Raw genomic sequence first — 23670 nt, 5'->3', positions numbered from 1 at the left:
CGGAGCCTACGACTGTAGGTGAGCAGGCCGAGGCCATTTCCAACGCTGTATCGCCGACGCGCAGCCGATCAGGGCTCCGTCAGTGAACCAGCATGCCGGTGAAGATGTATGCCTGGGCCAGGGTAATCAGGCCGACCATGGTGGCGAACATCAGGCTGTGCTTGAGGGTGAAGCGGAACAGGTCGGATTCCCTGCCGACCATGCCGGTCGCGGCGCAGGCCACGGCGATGGATTGCGGCGAGATCATCTTGCCGGTCACGCCGCCGCTGGTATTGGCAGCCACCAGCAGGGTGTCGTTGACGCCGATCTGGTGCGCGGTGGTCGACTGCAGGGAGCCGAACAGGGCGTTGGACGAGGTGTCCGAGCCGGTCAGGAACACGCCCAGCCAGCCGAGGAACGGCGAGAAGAACGGGAACGCCGCGCCGGTGCCGGCCAGTACCAGGGCCAGGGTGGTGGACATGCCGGAGAAGTTGGTGACGAAGGCGAAGGCCAGCACCATGCCGATGGACAGGATCGGCCATTTCAGTTCGACCAGGGTTTCCTTGAAAGTGGTCAGACCGGTTTTCACATGGATGCCGAGGATGAACATCGAGATCACCGCGGACAGCAGGATCGCCGTGCCGGTGGCAGAAATCGGGTCCAGCTTGAATACCGCGGGGATCGCCGTCGGGTTGGCGACGATGGGGGCGGTTTTGACCACCAGTTGGTCAAGGTGCGGGATGGCGAAGTTGAACACCAGGCTGTACAGCGCGCCGTCCGGGAGGAACATCGCCTTGAACGGTTTCAGGGTCCAGATGGTGACCATCACGGTGAGCACCAGGAACGGCGACCAGGCCTTGACGATCTCGCCGAAGCTGTAGGGCGAAGGCTCGCTGCTGCGAGAGTTGCCGCCAAGCACCGCGGCGCCGCCGGAGACGCCGACCACCTCGCGCTCGCTGGCCGGTTGCCAGACCTTGAGGAAGAGAGTCAGGGATACCAGGCTGACCAGGGCGGAAGTGATGTCCGGCAGTTCCGGGCCGATGAAGTTGGAGGTCAGGTACTGGGTGATGGCGAAGCTGCCGCCGGCCACCAGCGCGGCCGGCCAGGTTTCCTTCACGCCCTTCAGGCCGTCCATCATGAACACCAGCCAGAACGGTACGAGGATCGACAGGAATGGCAGTTGGCGGCCGGTCATGGCGCCGATCTTGAAGGCGTCGATGCCGGTGACCTGGCCGGCGACGATGATCGGGATACCCAGCGCACCGAAGGCTACCGGCGCGGTATTGGCGATCAGGCACAGGCCGGCGGCGTACAGCGGGTTGAATCCGAGGCCGACCAGCAGGGCCGCAGTGATCGCCACCGGGGCGCCGAAGCCGGCCGCGCCTTCGAGGAAGGCGCCGAAGGAGAAGCCGATCAGCAGCACCTGCAGGCGCTGGTCACCGGTGATCGACAGCACCGAGCTGCGGATGACCTCGAACTGGCCGCTCTTCACCGTGAGTTTGTAGAGGAATACCGCGGCGACGATGATCCAGGCGATCGGCCACAGGCCGTAGGCAAAGCCGTAGCCGGCGGCGGCGAAGGCCATGTCGGCAGGCATCTGGAAGGCGAAGATGGCGACCGCGATCGACAGCGCCAGGGTGATGGTGCCGGCGACGTGGCCCTTCATGCGGAATACGGCGAGGGCGAGGAAGAAGAAGATGATTGGAATCAATGCGACTAGCGCGGACAGGCCGAGGCTGCCGAGCGGGGTATAGATTTGCTGCCAGGTTTGCATCTGGGTGGCTCCCTGATTGTTATTGGTGAGTGCCTGGTGCCGGTCGGTTTCGAGGGCCGCCGGGCTGTCGACTGATCGTTTTGCTATTTTGTCGGATTAATTGGTAAGACCAATTTACAAATCCGATGGCTCAGGGTAAAAGCCATATCAGGGCACTGTCAATTTGCTGCAGTACGACTTTTGTTGAAGGCATCCTTCCTACATCCGGGCTTGTTGTGCCGGAGTGGGCTGGGTAGGCTGCCCGGCGCCAGGCGAAACGGCTGGTGTAGAGGGTTCTAGCGGGAGATTTGCAGGAAATGGCTTTTGGTCAGGTGAAACATCGCCGGTTGTCGGATGACATCGTCGAGCGTCTGGAGGCGATGATTCTGGAGGGGACGCTGAAGGCCGGCGAGCGCCTGCCGGCCGAGCGCATGCTGGCCGAGCAGTTCGGCGTGTCACGGCCGTCGCTGCGCGAGGCGATCCAGAAGCTGGTAGCCAAGGGCCTGCTGATCAGCCGGCAGGGTGGTGGCAACTACGTCACCGAGGAGCTCGGCTCGATGTTCAGCGATCCGCTGCTGCACCTGCTGGAGAGCAATCCCGAGGCGCAGCGGGACCTGCTGGAGTTCCGCCACACCCTCGAAGGTTCCTGTGCCTTCTATGCGGCGCAACGTGCCACGGAAGTGGATCATCAACGCCTGAAGCAGTCCTTCGATACGCTGCAGGACTGCTACCTGCGCCACGGCAAGGTCAGCCGCGCGGAAGAGGGCGCGGCCGATGCGAATTTCCATCTGGCGATTGCCGAGGCCAGTCATAACGCCGTGCTGCTGCACACCATTCGCGCCCTGTTCGACCTGCTGAGGCGCAACGTGGTGACCAATATCGGCGGCATGTACGCCCAGCGCGACGAGACCCGCGAACAGCTGATGCGTCAGCATCGCGATCTGTACGAAGCCATCGTTGGCGGGCGTGCCGAAGAGGCGCGGGAGATTTCCCAGCGGCACATCGATTACGTGCGTGAAGTGCTGAGCGACGCCCAGGCGGAAGCGCTCAGGCTGGAGCGGTCGCAGCGGCGGCAGGGAACCTAAGGCAGATCCTACGCTGCTTGCAACTGCCCTTAATCGTCCTTGCCGTGGCGCATCGCGCGCTGGATTTCCCGATTGGAATCGCGTTCCTTCTCGGTGTCGCGCTTGTCGTATTCCTTCTTGCCCTTGGCCAGCGCGATCTCGCACTTGATCAGGTGCTTCTTCCAGTAGATCGACAGCGCGACGCAGGCATATCCCTTCTGTTGCACGGAGCCGAACAGCTTGCCCAGTTCGCGCTTGTGCAGCAGCAGCTTGCGCGTGCGGATCGGGTCGGCGATCACGTGGGTGCTGGCGGTGGTCAGCGGAGTGATATGCGCACCGAACAGCCAGGCTTCGCCGTCCTTCAGCAGGACATAGCTGTCCACCAGCTGCGCCTTGCCGGCCCGCAGGCTTTTCACTTCCCAGCCAGCCAGGGCAATGCCCGCTTCGAAGCGTTGCTCGATGAAGTAGTCGTGCAGAGCCTTCTTGTTCTGCGCGATGGTCCCCGAAGGGTGTTTCTTCTGTTTAGCCATAGGCCGCGCATTATAGGGAGTCGCCGGCTGCGCCGCTATCGGGCCATGCAAATCGCCGCGATGCAGCGTGCGGCGTGATCCGGACGGGATGCGTGCTTGAGGGGGCGTGGCTAATCTCGGAGAATGCGCGCTGTTTTTTGCATAGTCGGTGCGTTCCGCTGCGGGTCGGTGTGGCGCAACCGTTGGATCGAGCAAGCGAGACATTCATATGAGCACGCATATCCAGCGTTCGGCGCTGCTGCCTTACCCCGCGCGGGCGTTGTACGACCTGGTGAACGATGTGGCGCGCTATCCGGAATTCCTGCCCTGGTGCTCGGCCAGCAAGGTGCTGGAGGCGAGCGAGGAAGCGATGCACGCCGAGCTGACGGTGTCCAAGGGCAGCCTCACCCAGCGCTTCACCACGCGCAATGTGCTGGTGCCCGGAGAGAGCATCGAGATGAATCTGGTCGAGGGGCCGTTCACCGAACTGCACGGCGTCTGGCACTTCAAGGCGCTGGGCGACAAGGCCTGCAAAATCACCCTCGACCTGCGTTTCGATTACGCGGGAGCGCTGGTCAAGGCGACCCTCGGGCCGCTGTTCACCCAGGCGGCGAATACCATGGTCGATGCCTTCTGCCAGCGGGCCAAGCAGCTCTATGGCTGAGGCGCGCAGCATCGCCATCGAAGTGGTCTACGCGCTGGCCGAGCGCCAGCGCCTGCTGCGCCTGAGTGTGCCTTATGGCACGCATATGCGTGAGGCGGTCGAGCTGTCAGGCATCGCCGCGGAGTTCCCCGAGATCGATGTGCGCCATTGCCCGCTCGGCATTTTCGGCAAGGCGGTCGCGCTGCCGGAGGAACGCGTGCTGGAGGATGGCGAGCGGGTGGAAATCTATCGCCCGCTGATTGCCGATCCCAAGGAGGTGCGCAAGCAGCGCGCCGCACGGGCGAAGGCGGCGAAAGGCTGAAACGAAAGAGCCCGGCGTGTGCCGGGCTCTTTCATGTTCGGGCTGTCGAACCTTACTGCGGGTTCGCGTCCAGCGGTTCTGGAGTCGGAACTGGCACGGTTTCCACCTGGTCGACTTCCTGCTGGATCTGTTCTTCGAGGGAGCCCGGTTTGGCGGGTTGTTCCTTCGGCTGCTCCGGCTGCTGGGCCGGCTGCTCGGGAGTGGTAGCGGGAGCCGCTTCCGTACCGAGGATCGCCTCGTCGCGGCTGACACCCGGCATGAAATCGCCGTTCAGGCCGACCAATTGGTCGTTATCACTGAAGATCAGGCTCATCCGCTCCTGCTGGCGAGCGCCGCCGCCCGGCTGGATGCTGTACAGGTAATCCCAGCGATTGGGATGGAACGTGTCGGTAATCAGCGGGTTGCCCATGATAAACCGCACTTGCCGGCGGGTCATTCCGGGCTTCAACTGGTCTATCATATCTTGTGTAACGACGTTGCCCTGCTGGATGTCGATTTTGTAAACCCCGGGAAAAGAGCAACCGGCGAGTGCGGCGAGTCCCAGTACGAATGCGAGACTGGTCAGCATGTGCTTGGCGTTTTGCATCAGGGGATGACTTCCACTATCTTGGCTGGGCTACGAAAATCCCGATCATACCCGCATTGAGGGAGGCTGCGAAGCATCCCCGCGCCGAGAAAGCAAAATGGTTGAAAACAGCGAACTGCGAAAAGCCGGCCTGAAAGTCACGCTGCCGCGCGTCAAGATCCTCCAGATGCTCGACTCCACGGAGCAGCGCCACATGAGCGCGGAGGATGTCTACAAGGCGCTGATGGAGGCGGGCGAAGATGTAGGCCTGGCCACGGTCTACCGCGTTCTGACCCAGTTCGAGGCTGCCGGTCTGGTGGTGCGTCACAACTTCGACGGTGGTCATGCGGTATTCGAGCTGGCCGACAGTGGCCATCACGATCACATGGTCTGTGTCGACACCGGTGAAGTCATCGAATTCATGGATTCGGAGATCGAGAAGCGGCAGAAGGAGCTCGTTTCCGAGCGAGGTCTGGAGCTGGTCGATCACAATCTGGTGCTCTACGTGCGCAAGAAAAAGTAAGCGCATATTTCTGGAAAGCGAAACGGCGACCCTTGGGTCGCCGTTTTCTTTTGCATGCCTGTGGTGGCGTAGTTGGAGCGAGCTCTGCATGGCCATAGGAGCAACCTACGTGGCTGGGCCATAACCCGCGTAGGTTGGTGCTGAACGCAGTGAAGCCCAACGATGGCGATGTTGGGCTTCGCAAGCTCAGCGCCAACCTACGGTGGGCATTGCAGCCCGCGATCAGGTGGGGTCAGCCCTGCAGTGCGCTATCCACCATCTTCCGCGCATGGGCCAGCGACTCCTTGGTCAGGTCCACGCCGCCGAGCATGCGGGCGACTTCCTCGATGCGTTCGTTCTTCTTCAGATTCGCCACGGCAGTGCGGGTCTCGCTGGTGCCGCGTTCCTTGTGCACGAACAGGTGCTGATGGCCCTGGGCGGCGACCTGCGGCAGGTGGGTGACGGTCAGTACCTGGCCGCGGGCTCCGAGGTTGCGCAGCAGTTGCCCGACCACTTCGGCGGTCGGGCCGCCGATGCCGACGTCGACTTCGTCGAACACCAGGGTGGGAATGCGCGAGGTCTGCGCCGTGATGACCTGGATCGCCAGGCTGATGCGCGACAGCTCGCCGCCGGAGGCGACCTTGGCCAGGGTCTTCATCGGTTGGCCGGGGTTGGCGCTGACCAGGAACTCCACCTGTTCCATGCCGTTGACCTGCGGCTCCGCCTGGGTCAGTTCACCCAGTTCGATGGCAAAGCGCCCGCCAGGCATGCCGAGGCGCTGCATCTCGTGTTCCACTGCGGCGGCCAGTGGTGACGCGGCGGCGCGGCGCAGGGCGCTGAGTTCGGCGGCCTTTTCCTGGTAGTGGCGGGCGTAGGCTTCGAGCTCTTCGCCCAGGCGCTCCACTGCTTCGTCGTCCGCGTTCAGCGCTTCCAGTTCATCAAGCAGGTGCTGCTGCAGTTCGAGCAGGGCGGCAGGCTGCACGCGATGCTTGCGCGCCAGGCTGTAGATGCTGTCCAGGCGTTCTTCCAGTTGCTGCAGGCGGTTGGGATCGGCATCGAAGTTGTCGACGAAGCGATTCAGTTCGCCGACCGCTTCCTCCACCTGGATCTGTGCGCTGGACAGCAGATTGACCGCCTCCGCCAGCGCGGCCGGCTGGCTCTGGAAGGCGGTCAGCCGGTGCAGGCTGGCGGTGAGAGCGGAGAGCACATTGCCGGCGTCGCTCTCGCTGCACATGTCCAGCACCTGCTGGCAGGCGCCGATCAGGCTGCCGGCGTTGCTCAGGGTCTTGTGCTCCCGTTCCAGATCTTCCTGCTCGGTTTCGCCAAGGGCGAGATTTTCCAACTCCTCCAGTTGGTAGCTGAGCAACTGGTGGCGGGCGCGCTGCTCGTCGCTGCTGCGCGACAGGCGATCGAGTTCCGCGCGGGTCTGCTTCCAGCGCTGCGCGGCCAGTTGCACCTGGCGGGCGAGATCGTGGCTGCCGGCGTATTCGTCGAGCAGGCGGCGATGGGTGTCGGACTTCAGCAGCGACTGGTGCTCGTGCTGGCTGTGGATATCGATGAGCAGCTCGCCGAGGCTCTTCAGGTCGCCGAGCGGGCAGGGGGTGCCGTTGATGTAGGCGCGCGAGCGGCCCTCGGCGGTGATCACCCGGCGCAGGATGCACGGGCCGTCCTGCTCCAGGTCGCGTTCGGCCAGCCAGTCCCGTGCTTCGGCAATCGCGCTGACATCGAAGCTGGCGAGAATATCCGCCTTGTCCGCGCCGGGGCGTACCACGCCGCTGTCCGCCCGGTCGCCAAGGGCGAGGCCGAGGGCATCGAGCATGATCGACTTGCCGGCGCCGGTTTCACCGGTGATCACGGTCATGCCGGCGGCGAGTTCGAGATCGAGGTGCTCGACGATGGCGTAGTTGTGCACGGACAGATGAACCAGCATGGGCGGCGGCTCCAGGGACTTTTCTGGTTATTTATACAGTATTTTTTCCGTCTGGCAATTTTCCTTCGCCCCTTGAAGCGCCGGATTCGGTCCCCATATAGGCCACAAAGCCATGAACCAGAGGGTTCACATTGTTTTTCAAGGCTTATTTTTCGAAGGAGAGACGTATGTCTGACGAGCAACAGACCCTGGACCCGCAGAACGGCGAACAGCCGGAAGTCGCTGCCGCCGAGGATCTGAACGCCCGCGTGCTGGAGCTGGAAGAGCAGCTCGCCGCGGCGAAAGACCACAACCTGCGCGCCGCCGCCGAATTGCAGAACATTCGCCGTCGCGCCGAGCAGGACGTGGAGAAGGCGCACAAGTTCGCCCTGGAGAAGTTCTCCGGCGACCTCCTGCCGGTGGTCGACACCCTGGAGCGCGCGCTGGAGATGTCCAGTCCGGACGACGAAGCGATCAAGCCGATGCGCGAAGGCATCGAGCTGACCCTGAAGATGTTCCACGACACCCTCAAGCGCTTCAACCTCGAGCCGGTCGATCCGCATGGCGAGCCGTTCAACCCTGAGCATCACCAGGCGATGGCCATGCAGGAGAGCGCGCACGTGGAGCCGGGCAGCGTGGTCAAGGTGTTCCAGAAGGGCTATCTGCTGAATGGCCGCCTGCTGCGCCCGGCGATGGTCGTGGTGAGCAAGGCACCGGAAGAAACTCCGCCGTCGATCGACGAGAAGGCTTGAAATCCGACACCCGGTCCCCATCTGGGTAATCAACCGAGCGAAAGACCTGCGACAAGGTCAGCACGGAATCTAATTTCTGGAGAGTGAATATGGGCAAAATCATTGGTATCGACCTGGGGACCACCAACTCCTGTGTGTCCATCCTGGAGAACGGTAACGTCAAGGTCATCGAGAACGCCGAAGGCGCGCGCACCACGCCGTCGATCATCGGCTACGCCAACGATGGCGAAATCCTGGTAGGTCAGCCGGCCAAGCGTCAGGCTGTGACCAACCCGCGAAACACCCTGTACGCGGTGAAGCGCCTGATCGGTCGTCGCTTCGAAGAAGACGTCGTGCAGAAAGACATCAAGATGGTGCCGTACACCATCGTCAAGGCTGACAACGGCGACGCCTGGGTAGAAGCCAAGGGCCAGAAGATGGCTCCGCCGCAGGTTTCCGCCGAAGTGCTGAAGAAGATGAAGAAGACCGCCGAGGACTACCTGGGCGAGCCGGTGACCGAAGCGGTCATCACCGTACCGGCCTACTTCAACGACAGCCAGCGTCAGGCCACCAAGGACGCCGGCCGCATTGCCGGTCTGGACGTCAAGCGCATCATCAACGAGCCGACCGCGGCTGCGCTGGCCTATGGCATGGACAAGGCCAAGGGCGACCACACCATCATCGTCTATGACCTGGGCGGCGGCACCTTCGACGTGTCGGTGATCGAGATCGCCGAAGTCGACGGCGAGCACCAGTTCGAAGTGCTGGCTACCAACGGCGACACCTTCCTCGGTGGTGAAGACTTCGACCTGCGCCTGATCGACTACCTCGTCGACGAGTTCAAGAAAGAGTCGGGCATCGACCTGAAAGGCGACCCGCTGGCCATGCAGCGTCTGAAGGAAGCTGCCGAGAAGGCCAAGATCGAGCTGTCCTCGACCCAGCAGACCGACGTCAACCTGCCGTACGTCACCGCCGACGCCAGCGGTCCGAAGCACCTGAACGTCAAGGTTTCCCGCGCCAAGCTGGAATCTCTGGTGGAAGACCTGGTCAACCGCACCGTCGAGCCGTGCCGTATCGCGCTGAAAGATGCCGGCCTGGACGTTTCCAAGATCGACGAAGTGATCCTGGTCGGCGGCCAGACCCGCATGCCGCTGGTACAGAAGACCGTTGCCGAGTTCTTCGGCAAGGAAGCGCGCAAGGACGTCAACCCGGACGAAGCCGTTGCCATGGGTGCTGCCATCCAGGGCGCCGTGCTGGCTGGCGACGTCAAGGACGTGCTGCTGCTCGACGTCACCCCGCTGACCCTGGGTATCGAAACCCTCGGTGGCGTGATGACCGCGCTGATCGACAAGAACACCACCATCCCGACCAAGAAGTCGCAGGTGTTCTCCACTGCCGACGACAATCAGGGCGCCGTGACCATCCACGTGCTGCAGGGCGAGCGCAAGCAGGCCGCGCAGAACAAGTCGCTGGGCAAGTTCGACCTGGCCGACATTCCGCCGGCTCCGCGCGGTGTGCCGCAGATCGAAGTGACCTTCGACATCGACGCCAACGGCATCCTGCACGTAGGTGCGAAGGACAAGGCCACCGGCAAGCAGCAGTCCATCGTGATCAAGGCTTCCTCCGGTCTGTCCGAGGACGAGATCGAGCAGATGGTCCGCGACGCTGAGGCGAATGCCGAGGAAGACCGCAAGTTCGAGGAACTGGCCGCTGCCCGCAACCAGGGTGACGCGCTGGTCCATGCGACTCGCAAGATGGTCACCGAGGCTGGCGACAAGGCTTCCGCCGAAGACAAGGCTGCCATCGAGAAAGCGCTCGGCGAGCTGGAAGTTGCCGTGAAGGGCGACGACAAGGCCGAGATCGAAGCGAAGATGAACGCGCTGTCCCAGGCGTCCACTCCGCTGGCCCAGAAGATGTACGCCGAACAGCCGCAGCCGGGTGCCGCGGCCCAGGGCGATGCCTCGGACAACAAGGCGGGCGACGATGTGGTCGACGCTGAGTTCGAAGAGGTCAAGGAGAACAAGTAAGCCGCAGGCTTGCTTCCGCTCCTGCGCGCTGTCCTTCGCGGTCGGCGCGCATGAACCGTCGCGCGGGGGCTTGCTCCCGCGTCGGCGTGTCTGGAGGAGAGGTTTTCAGAGTGCAGGAAAGTTATGTCCAAGCGTGATTTCTACGAGGTACTGGGTGTCGAGCGCGGCGCCAGCGAGGCGGAGCTGAAGAAGGCTTATCGCCGGCTGGCCATGAAGCACCACCCGGACCGCAATCCCGGCGACAAGGAGTCCGAGGAGAAATTCAAGGAAGCCAACGAGGCCTACGAGATTCTCTCCGACGCCAGCAAACGCGCGGCTTATGACCAGTACGGCCATGCCGGTGTCGATCCGCAGATGGGGGCGGGCGCCGGTGCCGGTTTCGGCGGCGCGAGCTTCTCGGACATCTTCGGCGACGTCTTCAGCGACTTCTTCGGTGGCGGCGGTCGTGGCGGCTCGCGCGGCGGTGTGCAGCGCGGCGCGGACCTGCGCTACACCCTCGATCTCGACCTGGAAGATGCGGTGCGCGGCACTACCGTGACCATCCGCGTGCCGACCCTGGTCGGCTGCAAGACCTGCAACGGCAGCGGCGCCAAGCCGGGTACTTCGCCGGTGACCTGTACCACTTGCGGTGGTGTCGGTCAGGTGCGCATGCAGCAGGGCTTCTTCTCGGTACAGCAGACCTGCCCGCGCTGCCACGGCAACGGCAAGATGATTTCCGATCCGTGCGGTACCTGCCATGGCCAGGGGCGCGTGGAAGAGCACAAGACTCTGTCGGTGAAGGTGCCGGCTGGCGTCGATACCGGCGACCGCATCCGCCTCAGCGGCGAGGGCGAGGCCGGTGCCCATGGCGGGCCGTCGGGCGACCTCTATGTGGTGGTCAATGTCCGCGAGCATCCGATCTTCCAGCGCGACGGCAAGCATCTGTACTGCGAGGTGCCGATCAGCTTCGCCGATGCGGCGCTGGGCGGTGAGCTGGAAGTGCCGACCCTGGACGGCCGGGTCAAGCTGAAGATTCCGGAAGGCACCCAGACCGGTAAACTGTTCCGCCTGCGCGGCAAGGGCGTGGCCCCGGTACGCGGCGGCGGCGCCGGTGACCTGATGTGCCGGGTGGTCGTGGAAACTCCGGTCAAGCTGGACAAGCGCCAGCGTGAGTTGCTCGAGGAGTTCCGCAGCACGCTGCAGAGCGATACCTCCCATTCGCCCAGGGCCAGTGGCTGGTTCGAGGGCATGAAGCGTTTCTTCGACGATCTATAACCAAGGCGGCAGGCCGCAGGCGATGGTGTCGCTTGCAGCCTGCGGCTCGCAGCCTGGAGCTGTTTTTATGCGACGTATAGCCGTGATGGGCGCCGCCGGGCGCATGGGCAAGAACCTGATCGAGGCGGTGCAGGCTACGGGCGGCAGCGCCGGCCTGACGGCGGCCGTCGATCGTCCGGACAGCACCCTGGTCGGTGCCGATGCCGGCGAGCTGGCAGGGCTGGGACGCATCGGTGTGCCGCTGTCGGGCGACCTGGCGAAGGTGCTCGATGAGTTCGACGTGCTGATCGACTTCACCCATCCGACAGTGACCCTGAAGAACCTGGAAGTCTGCCGCAAGGCGGGCAAGGCCATGGTGATCGGCACCACCGGTTTCAGCGTCGAGGAAAAGCAGCTGCTGGCCGACGCGGCGAAGGATATCCCGATCGTCTTCGCGGCCAACTACAGCGTCGGCGTGAACCTCTGCCTGAAGCTGCTGGATACCGCCGCGCGCGTGCTGGGCGACGAGGTGGATATCGAGATCATCGAGGCGCACCACCGGCACAAGGTCGATGCGCCGTCCGGTACCGCGCTGCGCATGGGCGAGGTGGTTGCCCAGGCTCTCGGTCGTGATCTGGAGAAGGTTGCGGTCTATGGTCGCGAAGGCCAGACCGGCGCCCGCGAGCGCGAGACCATCGGCTTCGCCACCGTGCGTGCCGGCGATGTGGTCGGCGATCACACCGTTCTTTTCGCATCCGAAGGCGAGCGCGTGGAGATTACCCACAAGGCCTCCAGTCGCATGACCTTTGCCCGCGGCGCGGTGCGTGCGGCGTTGTGGCTGGATGGGCGCGAAAACGGCCTGTTCGATATGCAGGATGTTCTGGGTTTGCGCTAGGCAAGTGCTGAGCGGTATGCAAAGCGCTGACCAAAAGGTGGACCGAATTGTCGCTTTTCTGTAAACTACAAATTTAGTGTGTCCACTAAAAGCAGCGCAGAATGAACCATAAAAAAGCGGGATGACTTTTCTTTGTCATCCCGCTTTTTTACAACCTGCGTACGCCCAGCCAGGCTTGATTTACGGGAGGTCTTCTTGACTAAGCCAGCCATACTCGCACTTGCCGACGGCAGCATTTTTCGCGGTGAAGCCATCGGTGCCGACGGTCAGACCGTTGGTGAGGTGGTGTTCAACACCGCCATGACCGGCTACCAGGAAATCCTTACCGATCCGTCCTATGCCCAACAGATCGTCACCCTGACCTATCCGCACATCGGCAACACCGGCACCACGCCGGAAGACGCCGAGTCGAACCAGGTCTGGGCTGCCGGCCTGATCATCCGCGACCTGCCGCTGCTCTCCAGCAGCTGGCGCGACAAGCAATCCCTGCCGGAATACCTGAAGGCCAACGGCACCGTTGCCATCGCCGGCATCGATACCCGCCGCCTGACCCGCATCCTGCGCGAAAAGGGTTCGCAGAACGGCTGCATCCTCGCCGGTGACGACGCCACCGAAGAGAAAGCCCTCGAACTGGCGCGCAGCTTCCCCGGCCTGAAAGGTATGGATCTGGCCAAGGTGGTGTCCTGCACCGAGCGTTATGAATGGCGCTCCAGCGTGTGGAACCTGGAAACCGACAGTCATCCGGAAATCGCCGCCGCCGACCTGCCGTACCACGTGGTCGCCTACGACTACGGCGTCAAGCTGAACATCCTGCGCATGCTGGTTGCCCGCGGCTGCCGCCTGACCGTGGTGCCGGCGCAGACTCCGGCCAGCGAAGTGCTGGCCCTGAACCCGGACGGCATCTTCCTCTCCAACGGCCCTGGCGACCCCGAGCCGTGCGACTACGCGATCCAGGCGATCCGCGAGTTCCTCGATACCGAGATTCCGGTGTTCGGCATCTGCCTCGGCCACCAGCTGCTGGCCCTGGCCTCCGGTGCCAAGACCATGAAGATGGGTCATGGCCACCATGGCGCCAACCACCCGGTGCAGGATCTCGATTCCGGCGTGGTGATGATCACCAGCCAGAACCACGGCTTCGCAGTGGACGAGTCGACCCTGCCGGGCAACCTGCGCGCTACCCACAAGTCGCTGTTCGACAACACCCTGCAGGGCGTCGAGCGTACCGACAAGGCCGCCTTCAGCTTCCAGGGTCACCCGGAAGCCAGCCCGGGCCCGCACGACGTCGCGCCGCTGTTCGACCGCTTCATCGCGGCGATGGCCGAGCGCCGTTGAGGTTCGTGGAAATGGTGCCGACCCTGGGGATCACCGACCTCTGGACCTATGTCCTGGGTACGCTGTTCATCATCCTGCTGCCCGGGCCGAACTCGCTGTTCGTGCTCGCCACCGCCGCCCAGCGCGGCGTGGCTGCGGGCTACCGGGCGGCGTCCGCGGTGTTCATCGGCGATGCGGTGCTGATGCTGCTGTCCGCCCTCGGTATCGCCTCGTTGCTGAAGGCCGAGCCGATGCTGTTCCTCGGCCTCAAGTACCTTGGCGCGGCGTACCTGTTCTACCTCGGCGTCGGCATGCTGCGCGGTGGCTGGCGCAAACTCCAGCAGCCGCAGGTGTCGAGCGATGCGGTGGAGCAGGTGGACGTCAACCAGCCGTTCCGCAAGGCGCTGCTGCTCAGCCTGTCGAACCCCAAGGCGATCCTGTTCTTCGTCTCCTTCTTCATCCAGTTCGTCGACCCGGCATACGCCTATCCGGGGCTGTCGTTCCTGGTGCTGGGGACGATCCTCGAACTGATCAGCGCCCTTTACCTGAGTTTCCTGATTTTTTCCGGTGTGCGCCTGGCGGCCTGGTTCCGCCGGCGGCAACGGCTGGCTGCCGGCGCCTCGAGTGGCGTCGGCGCCCTGTTCGTCGGCTTTGGCGTGAAGCTGGCCAGCGCAACCCTATCCTGAAATTTGCAACGAGAGTCCCATGCCCAAGCGTACAGACATCAAGAGCATCCTGATCCTCGGTGCCGGCCCCATCGTCATCGGCCAGGCTTGCGAGTTCGACTACTCCGGCGCACAGGCCTGCAAGGCCCTGAAGGAAGAAGGCTTCCGCGTCATCCTGGTGAACTCCAACCCGGCCACCATCATGACCGACCCGGCCATGGCCGACGCCACCTACATCGAGCCGATCAAGTGGCAGACCGTCGCCAAGATCATCGAGAAGGAGCGCCCTGACGCGCTGCTGCCGACCATGGGCGGCCAGACCGCGCTGAACTGCGCGCTGGACCTCGAGCACCACGGCGTGCTGGAGAAGTTCGGCGTCGAGATGATCGGTGCCAACGCCGACACCATCGACAAGGCCGAAGACCGTTCGCGCTTCGACAAGGCGATGAAGTCCATCGGCCTGGCCTGCCCGCGCTCCGGCATCGCCCACAGCATGGAAGAGGCCTATAGCGTCCTCGACAAGGTCGGTTTCCCCTGCATCATCCGTCCGTCCTTCACCATGGGCGGCACCGGCGGCGGTATCGCCTACAACCGCGAAGAGTTCGAGGAAATCTGCGCCCGCGGTCTCGACCTGTCGCCGACCAAGGAACTGCTGATCGACGAATCGCTGATCGGCTGGAAGGAATACGAGATGGAGGTTGTCCGCGACAAGAAGGACAACTGCATCATCGTCTGCTCCATCGAGAACTTCGACCCGATGGGCGTGCACACCGGCGACTCGATCACCGTGGCTCCGGCGCAGACCCTGACCGACAAGGAATACCAGATCATGCGCAACGCCTCGCTGGCGGTGCTGCGTGAGATCGGTGTGGAAACCGGCGGTTCCAACGTGCAGTTCGGCATCTGCCCGAACACCGGCCGCATGGTCGTGATCGAGATGAACCCGCGCGTGTCGCGTTCCTCGGCGCTGGCTTCCAAGGCCACCGGCTTCCCGATCGCCAAGATCGCCGCCAAGCTGGCCGTCGGCTACACCCTCGACGAACTGCAGAACGACATCACCGGCGGTCGCACCCCGGCGTCCTTCGAGCCGTCCATCGACTACGTCGTCACCAAGATCCCGCGTTTCGCCTTCGAGAAGTTCCCGAAAGCCGACGCCCGCCTGACCACCCAGATGAAGTCCGTGGGCGAGGTCATGGCCATCGGCCGCACCTTCCAGGAGTCCGTGCAGAAAGCCCTGCGCGGCCTGGAAGTCGGCGCCACCGGCTTCGATCCGAAACTGGACCTGAATAGCGCGGAAGCCGAAAGCGTCCTCAAGCGCGAGCTGACCGTGCCGAGCGCCGAGCGTATCTGGTACGTTGCCGACGCTTTCCGTGCCGGCAAGACCATCGCCGAAGTGTTCGACCTGACTCGCATCGACGAGTGGTTCCTGGTGCAGATCGAGGACCTGGTCAAGGACGAAGAGAAGGTCAAGACCCTGGGCCTGGCCTCCATCGACCGCGACCTGATGTTCAAGCTCAAGCGCAAGGGCTTCTCCGACGCGCGCCTGGCCAAGCTGCTCGGCGTCACCGAGAAGAACCTGCGCAACCACCGCCACAAGCTCAAGGTCGTGCCGGTGTACAAGCGCGTGGACACCTGCGCCGCCGAATTCGCCACCGACACCGCCTACATGTACTCGACCTATGAGGAAGAGTGCGAGGCCAATCCGTCGACTCGCGACAAGATCATGATCCTCGGCGGCGGTCCGAACCGCATCGGCCAGGGCATCGAGTTCGACTACTGCTGCGTACACGCGGCGCTGGCGATGCGCGAAGACGGCTACGAGACCATCATGGTCAACTGCAACCCGGAAACCGTCTCCACCGACTACGACACTTCCGATCGCCTGTACTTCGAGCCGGTGACCCTGGAAGACGTGCTGGAAATCGTCCGCGTCGAGCAGCCGAAGGGCGTGATCGTCCAGTACGGCGGCCAGACCCCACTGAAGCTCTGCCGCGCCCTGGAAGAAGCCGGCGTGCCGATCATCGGCACTTCCCCGGACGCCATCGACCGCGCCGAAGACCGCGAGCGCTTCCAGCAGATGGTCCAGCGCCTCAACCTGCGCCAGCCGGCCAACGCCACCGCGCGCAGCGAAGACGAAGCCCTGGCTCACTCCAAGGTCATCGGCTACCCGCTGGTGGTGCGTCCGTCCTATGTGCTGGGCGGTCGTGCGATGGAGATCGTCTACGAGGAAGAAGAGCTCAAGCGCTACATGCGTGAAGCGGTGAAAGTATCCAACGACAGCCCGGTACTGCTTGACCACTTCCTCAACTGCGCCATCGAAGTCGACATCGACGCGGTGTGCGACGGCGAGATTGTGGTGATCGGCGCGATCATGCAACACATCGAGCAGGCCGGTGTGCACTCGGGCGACTCCGCCTGCTCCCTGCCGCCGTATTCGCTGCCGGCGCACATCCAGGACGAGATCCGCTCCCAGGTCAAGAAGATGGCCCTGGAGCTCGGCGTGGTCGGCCTGATGAACGTGCAGATGGCGGTGCAGGGTGAGGACATCTTCGTCATCGAAGTGAACCCGCGTGCCTCGCGTACCGTGCCGTTCGTTTCCAAGTGCATCGGCGACTCGCTGGCCAAGGTGGCGGCTCGCGTCATGGCCGGCAAGAGCCTGAAGGAAATCGGCTTCACCGAGGAAATCATCCCGCCGTTCTTCAGCGTCAAGGAAGCGGTATTCCCGTTCGCCAAGTTCCCCGGCGTCGACCCGATCCTCGGCCCGGAAATGAAGTCCACCGGTGAAGTGATGGGTGTTGGCGACAGCTTCGCCGAGGCCTTCGCCAAGGCTCAGCTGGGTGCCAGCGAGATCCTGCCGACCAGCGGTTGCGCCTTCATCAGCGTGCGCGAGGACGACAAGCCGTTCGTCACCCAGGTTGCCCGCGATCTGGTCGAGCTCGGCTTCGAAGTGGTCGCCACCGCCGGCACCGCCAAGGTGATCGAGGCGGCCGGCCTGCCGGTTCGTCGGGTGAACAAGGTCACCGAAGGTCGTCCTCATGTCGTCGACATGATCAAGAACGACGAAGTAACGCTGATCATCAACACCACGGAAGGGCGTCAGTCGATCGCTGACTCCTATTCCATCCGTCGCAACGCCCTGCAGCACAAGATCTGCTGTACCACCACCATTGCCGGTGGTCAGGCGATCTGTGAGGCGCTCAAGTTCGGTCCTGAGAAGACCGTTCGCCGGCTGCAGGATCTGCATGCAGGAATCAACGCATGAGCAAGTTCCCCATGACCGTCCAGGGCGCCCGCGCCCTGGAAGAAGAACTGAAACACCTGAAGACCGTACTGCGCCCGCAGATCACCCAGGCCATCGCCGAAGCGCGTGAGCTGGGCGATCTCAAGGAGAACGCCGAGTACCATGCCGCGCGCGAGCAGCAGGGCATGTCCGAGGCGCGTATCCGCGATATCGAGGCGAAGCTGTCGAACGCCCAGATCATCGATGTCACCGCGATCCCGCACACCGGCAAGGTGATCTTCGGCACCACCGTGGATATCGCCAACGTCGATACCGATGAAACCGTGACTTACCAGATCGTCGGTGACGACGAGGCCGATATCAAACGCGGCAAGATCTCGGTGAGCTCGCCCATCGCCCGCGCCCTGATCGGCAAGACCGAAGGGGATGCCGTGATCGTCAAGACCCCGGGCGGCGAAGTCGAGTACGAGATCGTTGAAGTCCGCCACGACTGATCGCACGTCATTGCAAGCCGGAACCGCCAGTTGGCTGCTGGCCCAGACATTCTGGGTCGGTGGCCTCTGGCTGTTGCGCTTTGTGGTGCTGCCGTCGCTGGAGAAGATCGGCCTGGCGCCGTTGCTGGTCGAGTCCGTGGCTGCCGTGCTGATCCCGCTGCTCGTCGGTTTTACCGGCTTCTGCGCGGCGTTGCAGGCGCTGGTACTGGTTCAGATGCGCGGAGTCGCCAGCCTCTGGCGCGATGTGCGCGGCCAGTTGCTGCTCGCTGTTCTGGCGATGGCGGGAGCTTATTTCGTGGTGCACAGCATCGCGCCGGATGCGCAGCGCTGGCTGCTGTTCAACTATCTGGTGCTGGCGCTCTGCGGGTTGCTGCTGGTGCTGCAGCCGGCGCCGGGGCGGGAAGCCTGAAATGCCGCGGGAGCGTTACCGCTCCCGCATTATCGATGCCTGCCTGTCACAGACCGCTGAAGCGGCTGATGTTCGACAGGTTGCGGTTCGGCTTGGGATTGCGGCGATAGATCAGCGCCATCTTGCCGATGACCTGAACCAGCTCGCAGCTGCCGTTCTGGCAGAGTTCGTCGATCAGTGCACGACGATCCTCGCGTTCGGTGATGCGGAACTGTACTTTGATCAGTTCATGATCGTTGAGCGCACGCTCGAGCTCGGCCATGACACCTTCGGTCAGACCGTTCTCTGCAACGATCAATACCGGTTTCAGGTGGTGGCCGATAGATTTGAACTGTTTCTTCTGCTCCTGAGTGAGCGCCATAATCAGACCCCTGGGAAAAAGGCGGATATTTTACCCGAGTTTCGGTTATATCGGGTGCTGCTGATACGAGGTAATACGTGGCCCGTTCCAAGACTAGCCATCGCTGGCTGAAAGAACATTTCGACGATCCGTACGTGAAGATGGCGCAACGCGACGGCTACCGCTCGCGCGCCAGCTACAAGCTGCTGGAAATCCAGGAGAAGGATCGCATCCTGCGCCCGGGCATGACCGTGGTCGATCTCGGCGCGGCGCCGGGCGGCTGGTCGCAGGTCACCAGTCGGGTGATCGGCGACAAGGGCACTCTGATCGCCTCGGACATCCTGCCGATGGACAGCATTCCGGACGTCACCTTTATCCAGGGGGACTTCACCGAGGATGAGGTCTTTGCCAAATTGCTCGAGGCCATCGGAGAAAATCCGGTAGACCTTGTGATTTCGGATATGGCCCCCAATATGAGTGGATTGCCGGCTGTGGACATGCCTCGTGCCATGTTCCTCTGCGAGCTGGCGCTGGATCTTTGCACCCGGGTGTTGCGTCCGGGCGGTGATTTCCTGATCAAGATTTTCCAGGGCGAAGGTTTCGACGTGTACCTGAAGTCGGTCCGCGAAAATTTCGACAAGGTGCAGATGCGCAAGCCGTTGTCTTCCCGCGATCGTTCGCGCGAGCAGTATCTGCTCGCACGGGGCTTTCGAGGGGCCTAGACTGATTTGAGTGGGCCGGCTGCAGGTCTGCAGCCCTCAAGCGTCGCTTGTGCCGGTTCGCGCCGGAGTTCATAAAGGGTTACAGACGGCTCCTGCTCGGGGCAGGGGTTGTGTAGTAATTTGGCCGGAAAGGAGTCTGGCCGTCGTGCGAAGCGGTTTCCAGGGCGGAGCCGGCTTCAGAGGGTAGTCAATTGAACGACATGGCAAAGAACCTGATCCTGTGGCTGATCATCGCGGCCGTACTGGTTACCGTGATGAACAACTTCTCCAGCCCGAGTGAGCCGCAGACGCTCAACTACTCGGACTTCATCCAGCAGGTGAAGGATGGGAAGGTCGAGCGCGTGACCGTGGATGGCTACGTCATCACCGGCAAGCGTCAGGATGGCGATACCTTCAAGACCATTCGTCCGGCGATCCAGGATAATGGCCTGATCGGCGACCTGGTCAACAACAACGTGGTCGTCGAGGGCAAGCAGCCTGAGCAGCAGAGCATCTGGACCCAGTTGCTCGTCGCCAGCTTCCCGATCCTGGTGATCATCGCCGTGTTCATGTTCTTCATGCGCCAGATGCAGGGCGGCGGCGGTGGCCGCGGTGGCCCGATGAGCTTCGGCAAGAGCAAGGCGCGCCTGCTTTCCGAAGATCAGGTGAAGACCACCTTCGCCGACGTCGCCGGTTGCGACGAGGCCAAGGAAGAGGTCAGCGAGCTGGTCGAATTCCTCCGCGACCCGGGCAAGTTCCAGCGCCTGGGTGGTCGCATCCCGCGCGGCGTGCTGATGGTCGGCCCGCCCGGTACCGGTAAGACCCTGCTCGCCAAGGCCATCGCCGGCGAAGCCAAGGTGCCGTTCTTCACCATTTCCGGTTCCGACTTCGTCGAAATGTTCGTCGGTGTGGGCGCGTCCCGCGTGCGCGACATGTTCGACCAGGCGAAGAAGCACGCTCCGTGCATCATCTTCATCGACGAGATCGACGCCGTAGGTCGCCATCGTGGCGCCGGCCTGGGTGGCGGTCACGACGAACGCGAGCAGACCCTCAACCAGTTGCTGGTGGAGATGGACGGCTTCGAGATGAACGACGGCATCATCGTGATCGCCGCGACCAACCGTCCCGACGTGCTCGACCCGGCGCTGCTGCGTCCGGGCCGCTTCGACCGCCAGGTGGTGGTCGGTCTGCCGGACATTCGTGGCCGCGAGCAGATCCTGAAGGTGCACATGCGCAAGGTTCCGCTCGGCGAGAACGTCGACCCGGGTGTGATCGCCCGCGGTACTCCGGGCTTCTCCGGCGCCGACCTGGCCAACCTGGTCAACGAGGCCTCGCTGTTCGCCGCGCGCTCCAACAAGCGCATCGTCGACATGCGCGAGTTCGAACTGGCCAAGGACAAGATCATGATGGGCGCCGAGCGCAAGACCATGGTCATGTCCGAGAAAGAGAAGCGGAACACCGCTTTCCACGAGGCTGGCCACGCCATCGTCGGTCGCCTGGTGCCGGAGCATGACCCGGTCTACAAGGTTTCCATCATCCCGCGTGGCCGCGCCCTTGGCGTGACCATGTTCCTCCCGGAGGAGGACCGCTACAGCCTGTCCAAGCGTGCGCTGGAAAGCCAGATCTGCTCGCTGTTCGGCGGCCGTATCGCGGAAGAGATGACCCTTGGTTTCGAAGGCGTCACCACGGGTGCCTCCAACGACATCATGCGCGCCACTCAATTGGCGCGGAACATGGTGACCAAGTGGGGCCTGTCGGAAAAACTCGGTCCGCTGATGTATGCGGAAGAAGAGGGTGAGGTATTCCTCGGTCGCAGCGCTGGAGGCCAGCACTCCAGCCTGTCCGGTGATACCGCCAAGATGATCGACCAGGAAGTCCGCCGCATCATCGACGACTGCTATGGCATAGCCAAGCGCCTGCTTGAGGAAAACCGCGACAAGCTCGACATGATGTCCGACGCGCTGATGAAGTACGAAACTATCGACGCCGATCAGATCGACGACATCATGGCGGGCCGTGTGCCGCGCGAACCGCGCGACTGGCAGGGCGGTTCCGGGCCGGCAAGCCCGTCCCGGGAAGAAGGTGCTCGCCCCGAGAAACCGATTGGTGGTCCCGCCGGCGAGCACTGAGAGAACCCGATGAGTTTTCCGCAATACCCGACCCGGTTGCCATGTGGCAACCGGGTTCTTGATTTAACGCGCCCGCATGTCATGGGCATCCTCAACGTCACCCCCGATTCCTTTTCCGATGGCGGCCGTTTCAATCGGCTGGATGTCGCGCTGCGTCATGCGGCGGAGATGGTCGAAGCCGGTGCGATGCTGATCGATATCGGCGGCGAATCGACCCGGCCGGGTGCCCGTACCGTCTCGCCGACGGAGGAGCTCGAGCGTGTCGCGCCGGTGGTCGAAGCTGTCGCCCGCGAACTGGACGTGGTCGTCTCGGTCGATACTTCTACACCGGCCGTGATGCGTGAGTCCGGTCGCCTTGGCGCCGGATTGATCAACGATGTCCGCTCGCTGCAACGTGACGGCGCGCTGGATGCGGCCGTCGATACAGGGTTGCCGGTGTGCCTGATGCATATGCGCGGCGAGCCGGGGAATATGCAGGATGACCCGCGCTATGCGGATATCCTCGTCGAGGTGCGAGGTTTTCTCGAGGAGCGCATGCAGGCTTGCGCGGCAGCAGGTATCCCGCGCGAGCGTATCGTGCTGGACCCGGGCTTCGGCTTCGCCAAGACCCAGGTGCATAACCTGAGCCTGTTCCGCCAGATGGAGGGCCTGCTGCAACTGGGCTGTCCGCTGCTGGTCGGCGTGTCGCGCAAGAGCATGGTTGGCCGCGCCCTTGACCGCGAAGTTGGCGAGCGCCTGTATGGCAGCCTGGCCCTTGCGGCCCTGGCGGTCGCCAAGGGGGCAAGCATCATCAGGGTGCATGATGTCGCCGAAACGGTGGACGTGGTTCGAATGATCGACGCGGTGGCAAAATCGCGAGAGGAAGGATTGCAGGTATGAGCAGAAAGTATTTCGGTACCGATGGTATTCGTGGGCGCGTCGGAACTCCGCCGATCACGCCGGATTTCGTGCTCAAGCTGGGCTGGGCTGTTGGCATGGCATTCCGCCGGCAGGGCACGTGCCGCGTGCTGGTCGGCAAGGACACCCGTATTTCCGGGTACATGTTCGAATCCGCCCTGGAAGCCGGTTTGTCGGCCGCGGGTGCCGACGTGATGCTGCTGGGGCCGATGCCGACCCCGGGTATCGCCTATCTGACCCGTACCTTCCATGCCGAGGCCGGTATCGTCATCAGCGCCTCGCACAACCCGCACGACGACAACGGCATCAAGTTCTTCTCCGGCCAGGGCACCAAGTTGCCGGACGAGGTCGAGCTGGTCATCGAGGAATTGCTCGATGCGCCGATGACGGTGGTCGAGTCGGCGCGCCTGGGCAAGGTGTCGCGAATCAACGACGCGGCCGGCCGCTATATCGAATTCTGCAAGAGCAGCGTGCCGACCAGTACCAACTTCGCCGGCCTGAAGCTGGTGCTCGACTGCGCCCACGGGGCCACTTACAAGGTGGCGCCCAGCGTATTCCGCGAGCTGGGGGCGCAGGTCTCGGTGATCGGCGCGCAGCCGAACGGCCTGAACATCAATGAGCAGTGCGGGTCGACCCATATCGAGGCGCTGCGCAAGACGGTCATCGCCGAGCATGCCGACATGGGCATCGCCTTCGATGGCGATGGCGACCGGGTGCTGATGGTCGACCACACCGGTGCGGTGGTGGATGGCGACGAGATTCTCTTCCTGATCGCCCGTGATCTGCATGAGCGGAAGCTGTTGCAAGGTGGCGTGGTTGGCACCCTGATGAGCAATCTGGGGCTCGAACTGGCGCTGCAGGAAATGAACATCCCCTTCGTTCGCGCCAAGGTCGGTGACCGCTATGTCATGGCTGAGCTGCTGGCGCGCGGCTGGCAGCTTGGTGGGGAGAACTCCGGCCATGTCGTGTGCTGCCAGCACACCACTACCGGCGATGCGATCATTGCGGCGCTGCAGGTGCTGATGGCCCTGAAGCATCGCGGTCAGACCCTGGCCGAGGCGCGCAAGGGTATCCGCATGTGCCCGCAGGTGCTGCTCAATGTCCGGTTCAAGGGCGGCAGCGTCGATCCGCTCGAGCATCCTGCGGTGAAGGACGCCTGCGCGCGCGCGACCGAAAGCATGGCTGGACGTGGCCGCGTGCTGCTGCGCAAGTCCGGTACCGAGCCGTTGCTGCGGGTAATGGTCGAAGGCGACGATGAAAAGCAGGTGCGAGCCCACGCGGAACAGCTGGCGAAGGTTGTTTCGGAGGTATGTGCTTGATTTCTCTTGCCAGTCTCTTTTTCGTTGAGTAA

General features: G+C 63.2%; 22 protein-coding genes. 17 read left to right on the top strand and 5 right to left on the bottom strand.

Going from position 1 to position 23670, the window contains the following annotated elements; all coding sequences use genetic code 11:
• Positions 1-79: 79 nt before the first annotated feature.
• Entirely contained in the window at positions 80-1753 is a 1674-nt protein-coding gene (locus tag JFY56_RS15940) for a lactate permease LctP family transporter (protein WP_208314823.1), read from the bottom strand.
• A gap of 296 nt (positions 1754-2049) precedes the next feature.
• Between JFY56_RS15940 and JFY56_RS15935 the strand changes: the two genes are divergently transcribed.
• Positions 2050-2817 carry an FCD domain-containing protein gene (locus tag JFY56_RS15935; RefSeq protein WP_208314822.1) on the top strand — a complete coding sequence of 256 codons (768 nt, stop codon included), beginning with the start codon at positions 2050-2052 and terminating at the stop codon, positions 2815-2817.
• A gap of 29 nt (positions 2818-2846) precedes the next feature.
• Here the strand turns inward: JFY56_RS15935 and smpB are convergent, their stop codons facing one another.
• Positions 2847-3326 (bottom strand): SsrA-binding protein SmpB, encoded by a 480-nt coding sequence (smpB, locus tag JFY56_RS15930; RefSeq protein WP_208314821.1) that lies wholly within the window; start codon positions 3324-3326, stop codon positions 2847-2849.
• A 208-nt stretch (positions 3327-3534) separates the two neighbouring features.
• On the opposite strand from smpB, the gene JFY56_RS15925 reads away from it, so the two are divergent.
• Together JFY56_RS15925 and JFY56_RS15920 are read left to right on the top strand one after the other, a co-directional pair.
• Positions 3535-3969, top strand: a complete 435-nt coding sequence (locus JFY56_RS15925) for a type II toxin-antitoxin system RatA family toxin (protein WP_208314820.1) — start codon at positions 3535-3537, stop codon at positions 3967-3969.
• Positions 3962-4270 (top strand): RnfH family protein, encoded by a 309-nt coding sequence (locus tag JFY56_RS15920; RefSeq protein WP_208314819.1) that lies wholly within the window; start codon positions 3962-3964, stop codon positions 4268-4270. Before JFY56_RS15925 ends, JFY56_RS15920 begins: the two co-directional genes overlap by 8 nt.
• A 52-nt stretch (positions 4271-4322) precedes the next feature.
• Here JFY56_RS15920 and bamE read toward each other — a convergent pair whose 3' ends face one another.
• Positions 4323-4856, bottom strand: coding sequence for an outer membrane protein assembly factor BamE (bamE, locus tag JFY56_RS15915; RefSeq protein ID WP_208314818.1), 534 nt, complete (start codon positions 4854-4856; stop codon positions 4323-4325).
• Between the two features lie 97 nt (positions 4857-4953).
• On the opposite strand from bamE, the gene fur reads away from it, so the two are divergent.
• Complete coding sequence (gene fur, locus JFY56_RS15910; RefSeq protein ID WP_208314817.1) at positions 4954-5358, top strand: ferric iron uptake transcriptional regulator; 405 nt, start codon at positions 4954-4956, stop codon at positions 5356-5358.
• A 232-nt stretch (positions 5359-5590) separates the two neighbouring features.
• On the opposite strand, the gene recN is transcribed toward fur, so the two are convergent.
• Positions 5591-7267: a DNA repair protein RecN gene (recN, locus tag JFY56_RS15905; protein ID WP_208314816.1), complete on the bottom strand. Its 1677-nt coding sequence runs from the start codon at positions 7265-7267 to the stop codon at positions 5591-5593.
• 167 nt (positions 7268-7434) lie between these two features.
• On the opposite strand from recN, the gene grpE reads away from it, so the two are divergent.
• From grpE to JFY56_RS15860, 9 genes are all read left to right on the top strand, one after another.
• Positions 7435-7998 (top strand): nucleotide exchange factor GrpE, encoded by a 564-nt coding sequence (grpE, locus tag JFY56_RS15900; protein WP_208314815.1) that lies wholly within the window; start codon positions 7435-7437, stop codon positions 7996-7998.
• 89 nt (positions 7999-8087) lie between these two features.
• Positions 8088-10004 carry a molecular chaperone DnaK gene (gene dnaK, locus JFY56_RS15895; protein ID WP_208314814.1) on the top strand — a complete coding sequence of 639 codons (1917 nt, stop codon included), beginning with the start codon at positions 8088-8090 and terminating at the stop codon, positions 10002-10004.
• 123 nt (positions 10005-10127) lie between these two features.
• The gene (gene dnaJ, locus JFY56_RS15890) at positions 10128-11258 is read left to right on the top strand and encodes a molecular chaperone DnaJ (RefSeq protein ID WP_208314813.1); all 1131 of its coding nucleotides are present in this window, start codon (positions 10128-10130) and stop codon (positions 11256-11258) included.
• A gap of 67 nt (positions 11259-11325) precedes the next feature.
• Positions 11326-12132 (top strand): 4-hydroxy-tetrahydrodipicolinate reductase, encoded by an 807-nt coding sequence (dapB, locus tag JFY56_RS15885; RefSeq protein WP_208314812.1) that lies wholly within the window; start codon positions 11326-11328, stop codon positions 12130-12132.
• A 195-nt stretch (positions 12133-12327) separates the two neighbouring features.
• On the top strand, positions 12328-13464 hold the full coding sequence (gene carA / locus JFY56_RS15880; RefSeq protein ID WP_208314811.1) for a glutamine-hydrolyzing carbamoyl-phosphate synthase small subunit: 1137 nt from the start codon (positions 12328-12330) through the stop codon (positions 13462-13464).
• Between the two features lie 14 nt (positions 13465-13478).
• Positions 13479-14129 (top strand): leucine efflux protein LeuE, encoded by a 651-nt coding sequence (leuE, locus tag JFY56_RS15875; protein ID WP_208315207.1) that lies wholly within the window; start codon positions 13479-13481, stop codon positions 14127-14129.
• A gap of 19 nt (positions 14130-14148) precedes the next feature.
• A complete protein-coding gene (gene carB, locus JFY56_RS15870) occupies positions 14149-17370 on the top strand; it encodes a carbamoyl-phosphate synthase large subunit (RefSeq protein WP_208314810.1) in 3222 nt (1073 codons plus the stop codon).
• A complete protein-coding gene (greA, locus tag JFY56_RS15865; protein ID WP_208314809.1) occupies positions 17367-17843 on the top strand; it encodes a transcription elongation factor GreA in 477 nt (158 codons plus the stop codon). The genes carB and greA overlap by 4 nt, the downstream gene beginning before the upstream one ends.
• 10 nt (positions 17844-17853) lie before the next feature.
• The gene (locus JFY56_RS15860; RefSeq protein ID WP_208314808.1) at positions 17854-18252 is read left to right on the top strand and encodes a DUF4149 domain-containing protein; all 399 of its coding nucleotides are present in this window, start codon (positions 17854-17856) and stop codon (positions 18250-18252) included.
• Between the two features lie 46 nt (positions 18253-18298).
• Here the strand turns inward: JFY56_RS15860 and yhbY are convergent, their stop codons facing one another.
• Positions 18299-18613 (bottom strand): ribosome assembly RNA-binding protein YhbY, encoded by a 315-nt coding sequence (gene yhbY / locus JFY56_RS15855; protein WP_208314807.1) that lies wholly within the window; start codon positions 18611-18613, stop codon positions 18299-18301.
• 77 nt (positions 18614-18690) lie between these two features.
• On the opposite strand from yhbY, the gene rlmE reads away from it, so the two are divergent.
• The 4 genes from rlmE (at position 18691) to glmM (ending at position 23638) form a co-directional block, all read left to right on the top strand.
• Positions 18691-19314, top strand: a complete 624-nt coding sequence (gene rlmE, locus JFY56_RS15850) for a 23S rRNA (uridine(2552)-2'-O)-methyltransferase RlmE (RefSeq protein ID WP_208314806.1) — start codon at positions 18691-18693, stop codon at positions 19312-19314.
• Between the two features lie 200 nt (positions 19315-19514).
• A complete protein-coding gene (ftsH, locus tag JFY56_RS15845; RefSeq protein ID WP_208314805.1) occupies positions 19515-21422 on the top strand; it encodes an ATP-dependent zinc metalloprotease FtsH in 1908 nt (635 codons plus the stop codon).
• 9 nt (positions 21423-21431) lie between these two features.
• Positions 21432-22301 (top strand): dihydropteroate synthase, encoded by an 870-nt coding sequence (gene folP, locus JFY56_RS15840; protein WP_208314804.1) that lies wholly within the window; start codon positions 21432-21434, stop codon positions 22299-22301.
• On the top strand, positions 22298-23638 hold the full coding sequence (gene glmM / locus JFY56_RS15835; protein ID WP_208314803.1) for a phosphoglucosamine mutase: 1341 nt from the start codon (positions 22298-22300) through the stop codon (positions 23636-23638). The genes folP and glmM overlap by 4 nt, the downstream gene beginning before the upstream one ends.
• The last annotated feature ends 32 nt before the right edge of the window (positions 23639-23670 follow it).

It is taken from the genome of Pseudomonas schmalbachii (assembly GCF_017589465.1).
GTDB lineage: Bacteria > Pseudomonadota > Gammaproteobacteria > Pseudomonadales > Pseudomonadaceae > Pseudomonas > Pseudomonas schmalbachii.
This window is presented reverse-complemented; position numbering and strand designations above follow the sequence as displayed.

What these genes read in the sequence shown, in the direction of transcription:
- dnaK (WP_208314814.1), top strand. Translation starts at nt 8,088, where the DNA reads ATGGGCAAAATCATTGGTATCGACCTGGGGACCACCAACTCCTGTGTG.
- JFY56_RS15920 (WP_208314819.1), top strand. Translation starts at nt 3,962, where the DNA reads ATGGCTGAGGCGCGCAGCATCGCCATCGAAGTGGTCTACGCGCTGGCC.
- carB (WP_208314810.1), top strand. Translation starts at nt 14,149, where the DNA reads ATGCCCAAGCGTACAGACATCAAGAGCATCCTGATCCTCGGTGCCGGC.
- JFY56_RS15935 (WP_208314822.1), top strand. Translation starts at nt 2,050, where the DNA reads ATGGCTTTTGGTCAGGTGAAACATCGCCGGTTGTCGGATGACATCGTC.
- yhbY (WP_208314807.1), bottom strand. Translation starts at nt 18,613, where the DNA reads ATGGCGCTCACTCAGGAGCAGAAGAAACAGTTCAAATCTATCGGCCAC.
- folP (WP_208314804.1), top strand. Translation starts at nt 21,432, where the DNA reads ATGAGTTTTCCGCAATACCCGACCCGGTTGCCATGTGGCAACCGGGTT.
- grpE (WP_208314815.1), top strand. Translation starts at nt 7,435, where the DNA reads ATGTCTGACGAGCAACAGACCCTGGACCCGCAGAACGGCGAACAGCCG.
- dnaJ (WP_208314813.1), top strand. Translation starts at nt 10,128, where the DNA reads ATGTCCAAGCGTGATTTCTACGAGGTACTGGGTGTCGAGCGCGGCGCC.
- smpB (WP_208314821.1), bottom strand. Translation starts at nt 3,326, where the DNA reads ATGGCTAAACAGAAGAAACACCCTTCGGGGACCATCGCGCAGAACAAG.
- recN (WP_208314816.1), bottom strand. Translation starts at nt 7,267, where the DNA reads ATGCTGGTTCATCTGTCCGTGCACAACTACGCCATCGTCGAGCACCTC.
- dapB (WP_208314812.1), top strand. Translation starts at nt 11,326, where the DNA reads ATGCGACGTATAGCCGTGATGGGCGCCGCCGGGCGCATGGGCAAGAAC.
- JFY56_RS15940 (WP_208314823.1), bottom strand. Translation starts at nt 1,753, where the DNA reads ATGCAAACCTGGCAGCAAATCTATACCCCGCTCGGCAGCCTCGGCCTG.
- JFY56_RS15925 (WP_208314820.1), top strand. Translation starts at nt 3,535, where the DNA reads ATGAGCACGCATATCCAGCGTTCGGCGCTGCTGCCTTACCCCGCGCGG.
- glmM (WP_208314803.1), top strand. Translation starts at nt 22,298, where the DNA reads ATGAGCAGAAAGTATTTCGGTACCGATGGTATTCGTGGGCGCGTCGGA.
- bamE (WP_208314818.1), bottom strand. Translation starts at nt 4,856, where the DNA reads ATGCAAAACGCCAAGCACATGCTGACCAGTCTCGCATTCGTACTGGGA.
- ftsH (WP_208314805.1), top strand. Translation starts at nt 19,515, where the DNA reads ATGGCAAAGAACCTGATCCTGTGGCTGATCATCGCGGCCGTACTGGTT.
- fur (WP_208314817.1), top strand. Translation starts at nt 4,954, where the DNA reads ATGGTTGAAAACAGCGAACTGCGAAAAGCCGGCCTGAAAGTCACGCTG.
- greA (WP_208314809.1), top strand. Translation starts at nt 17,367, where the DNA reads ATGAGCAAGTTCCCCATGACCGTCCAGGGCGCCCGCGCCCTGGAAGAA.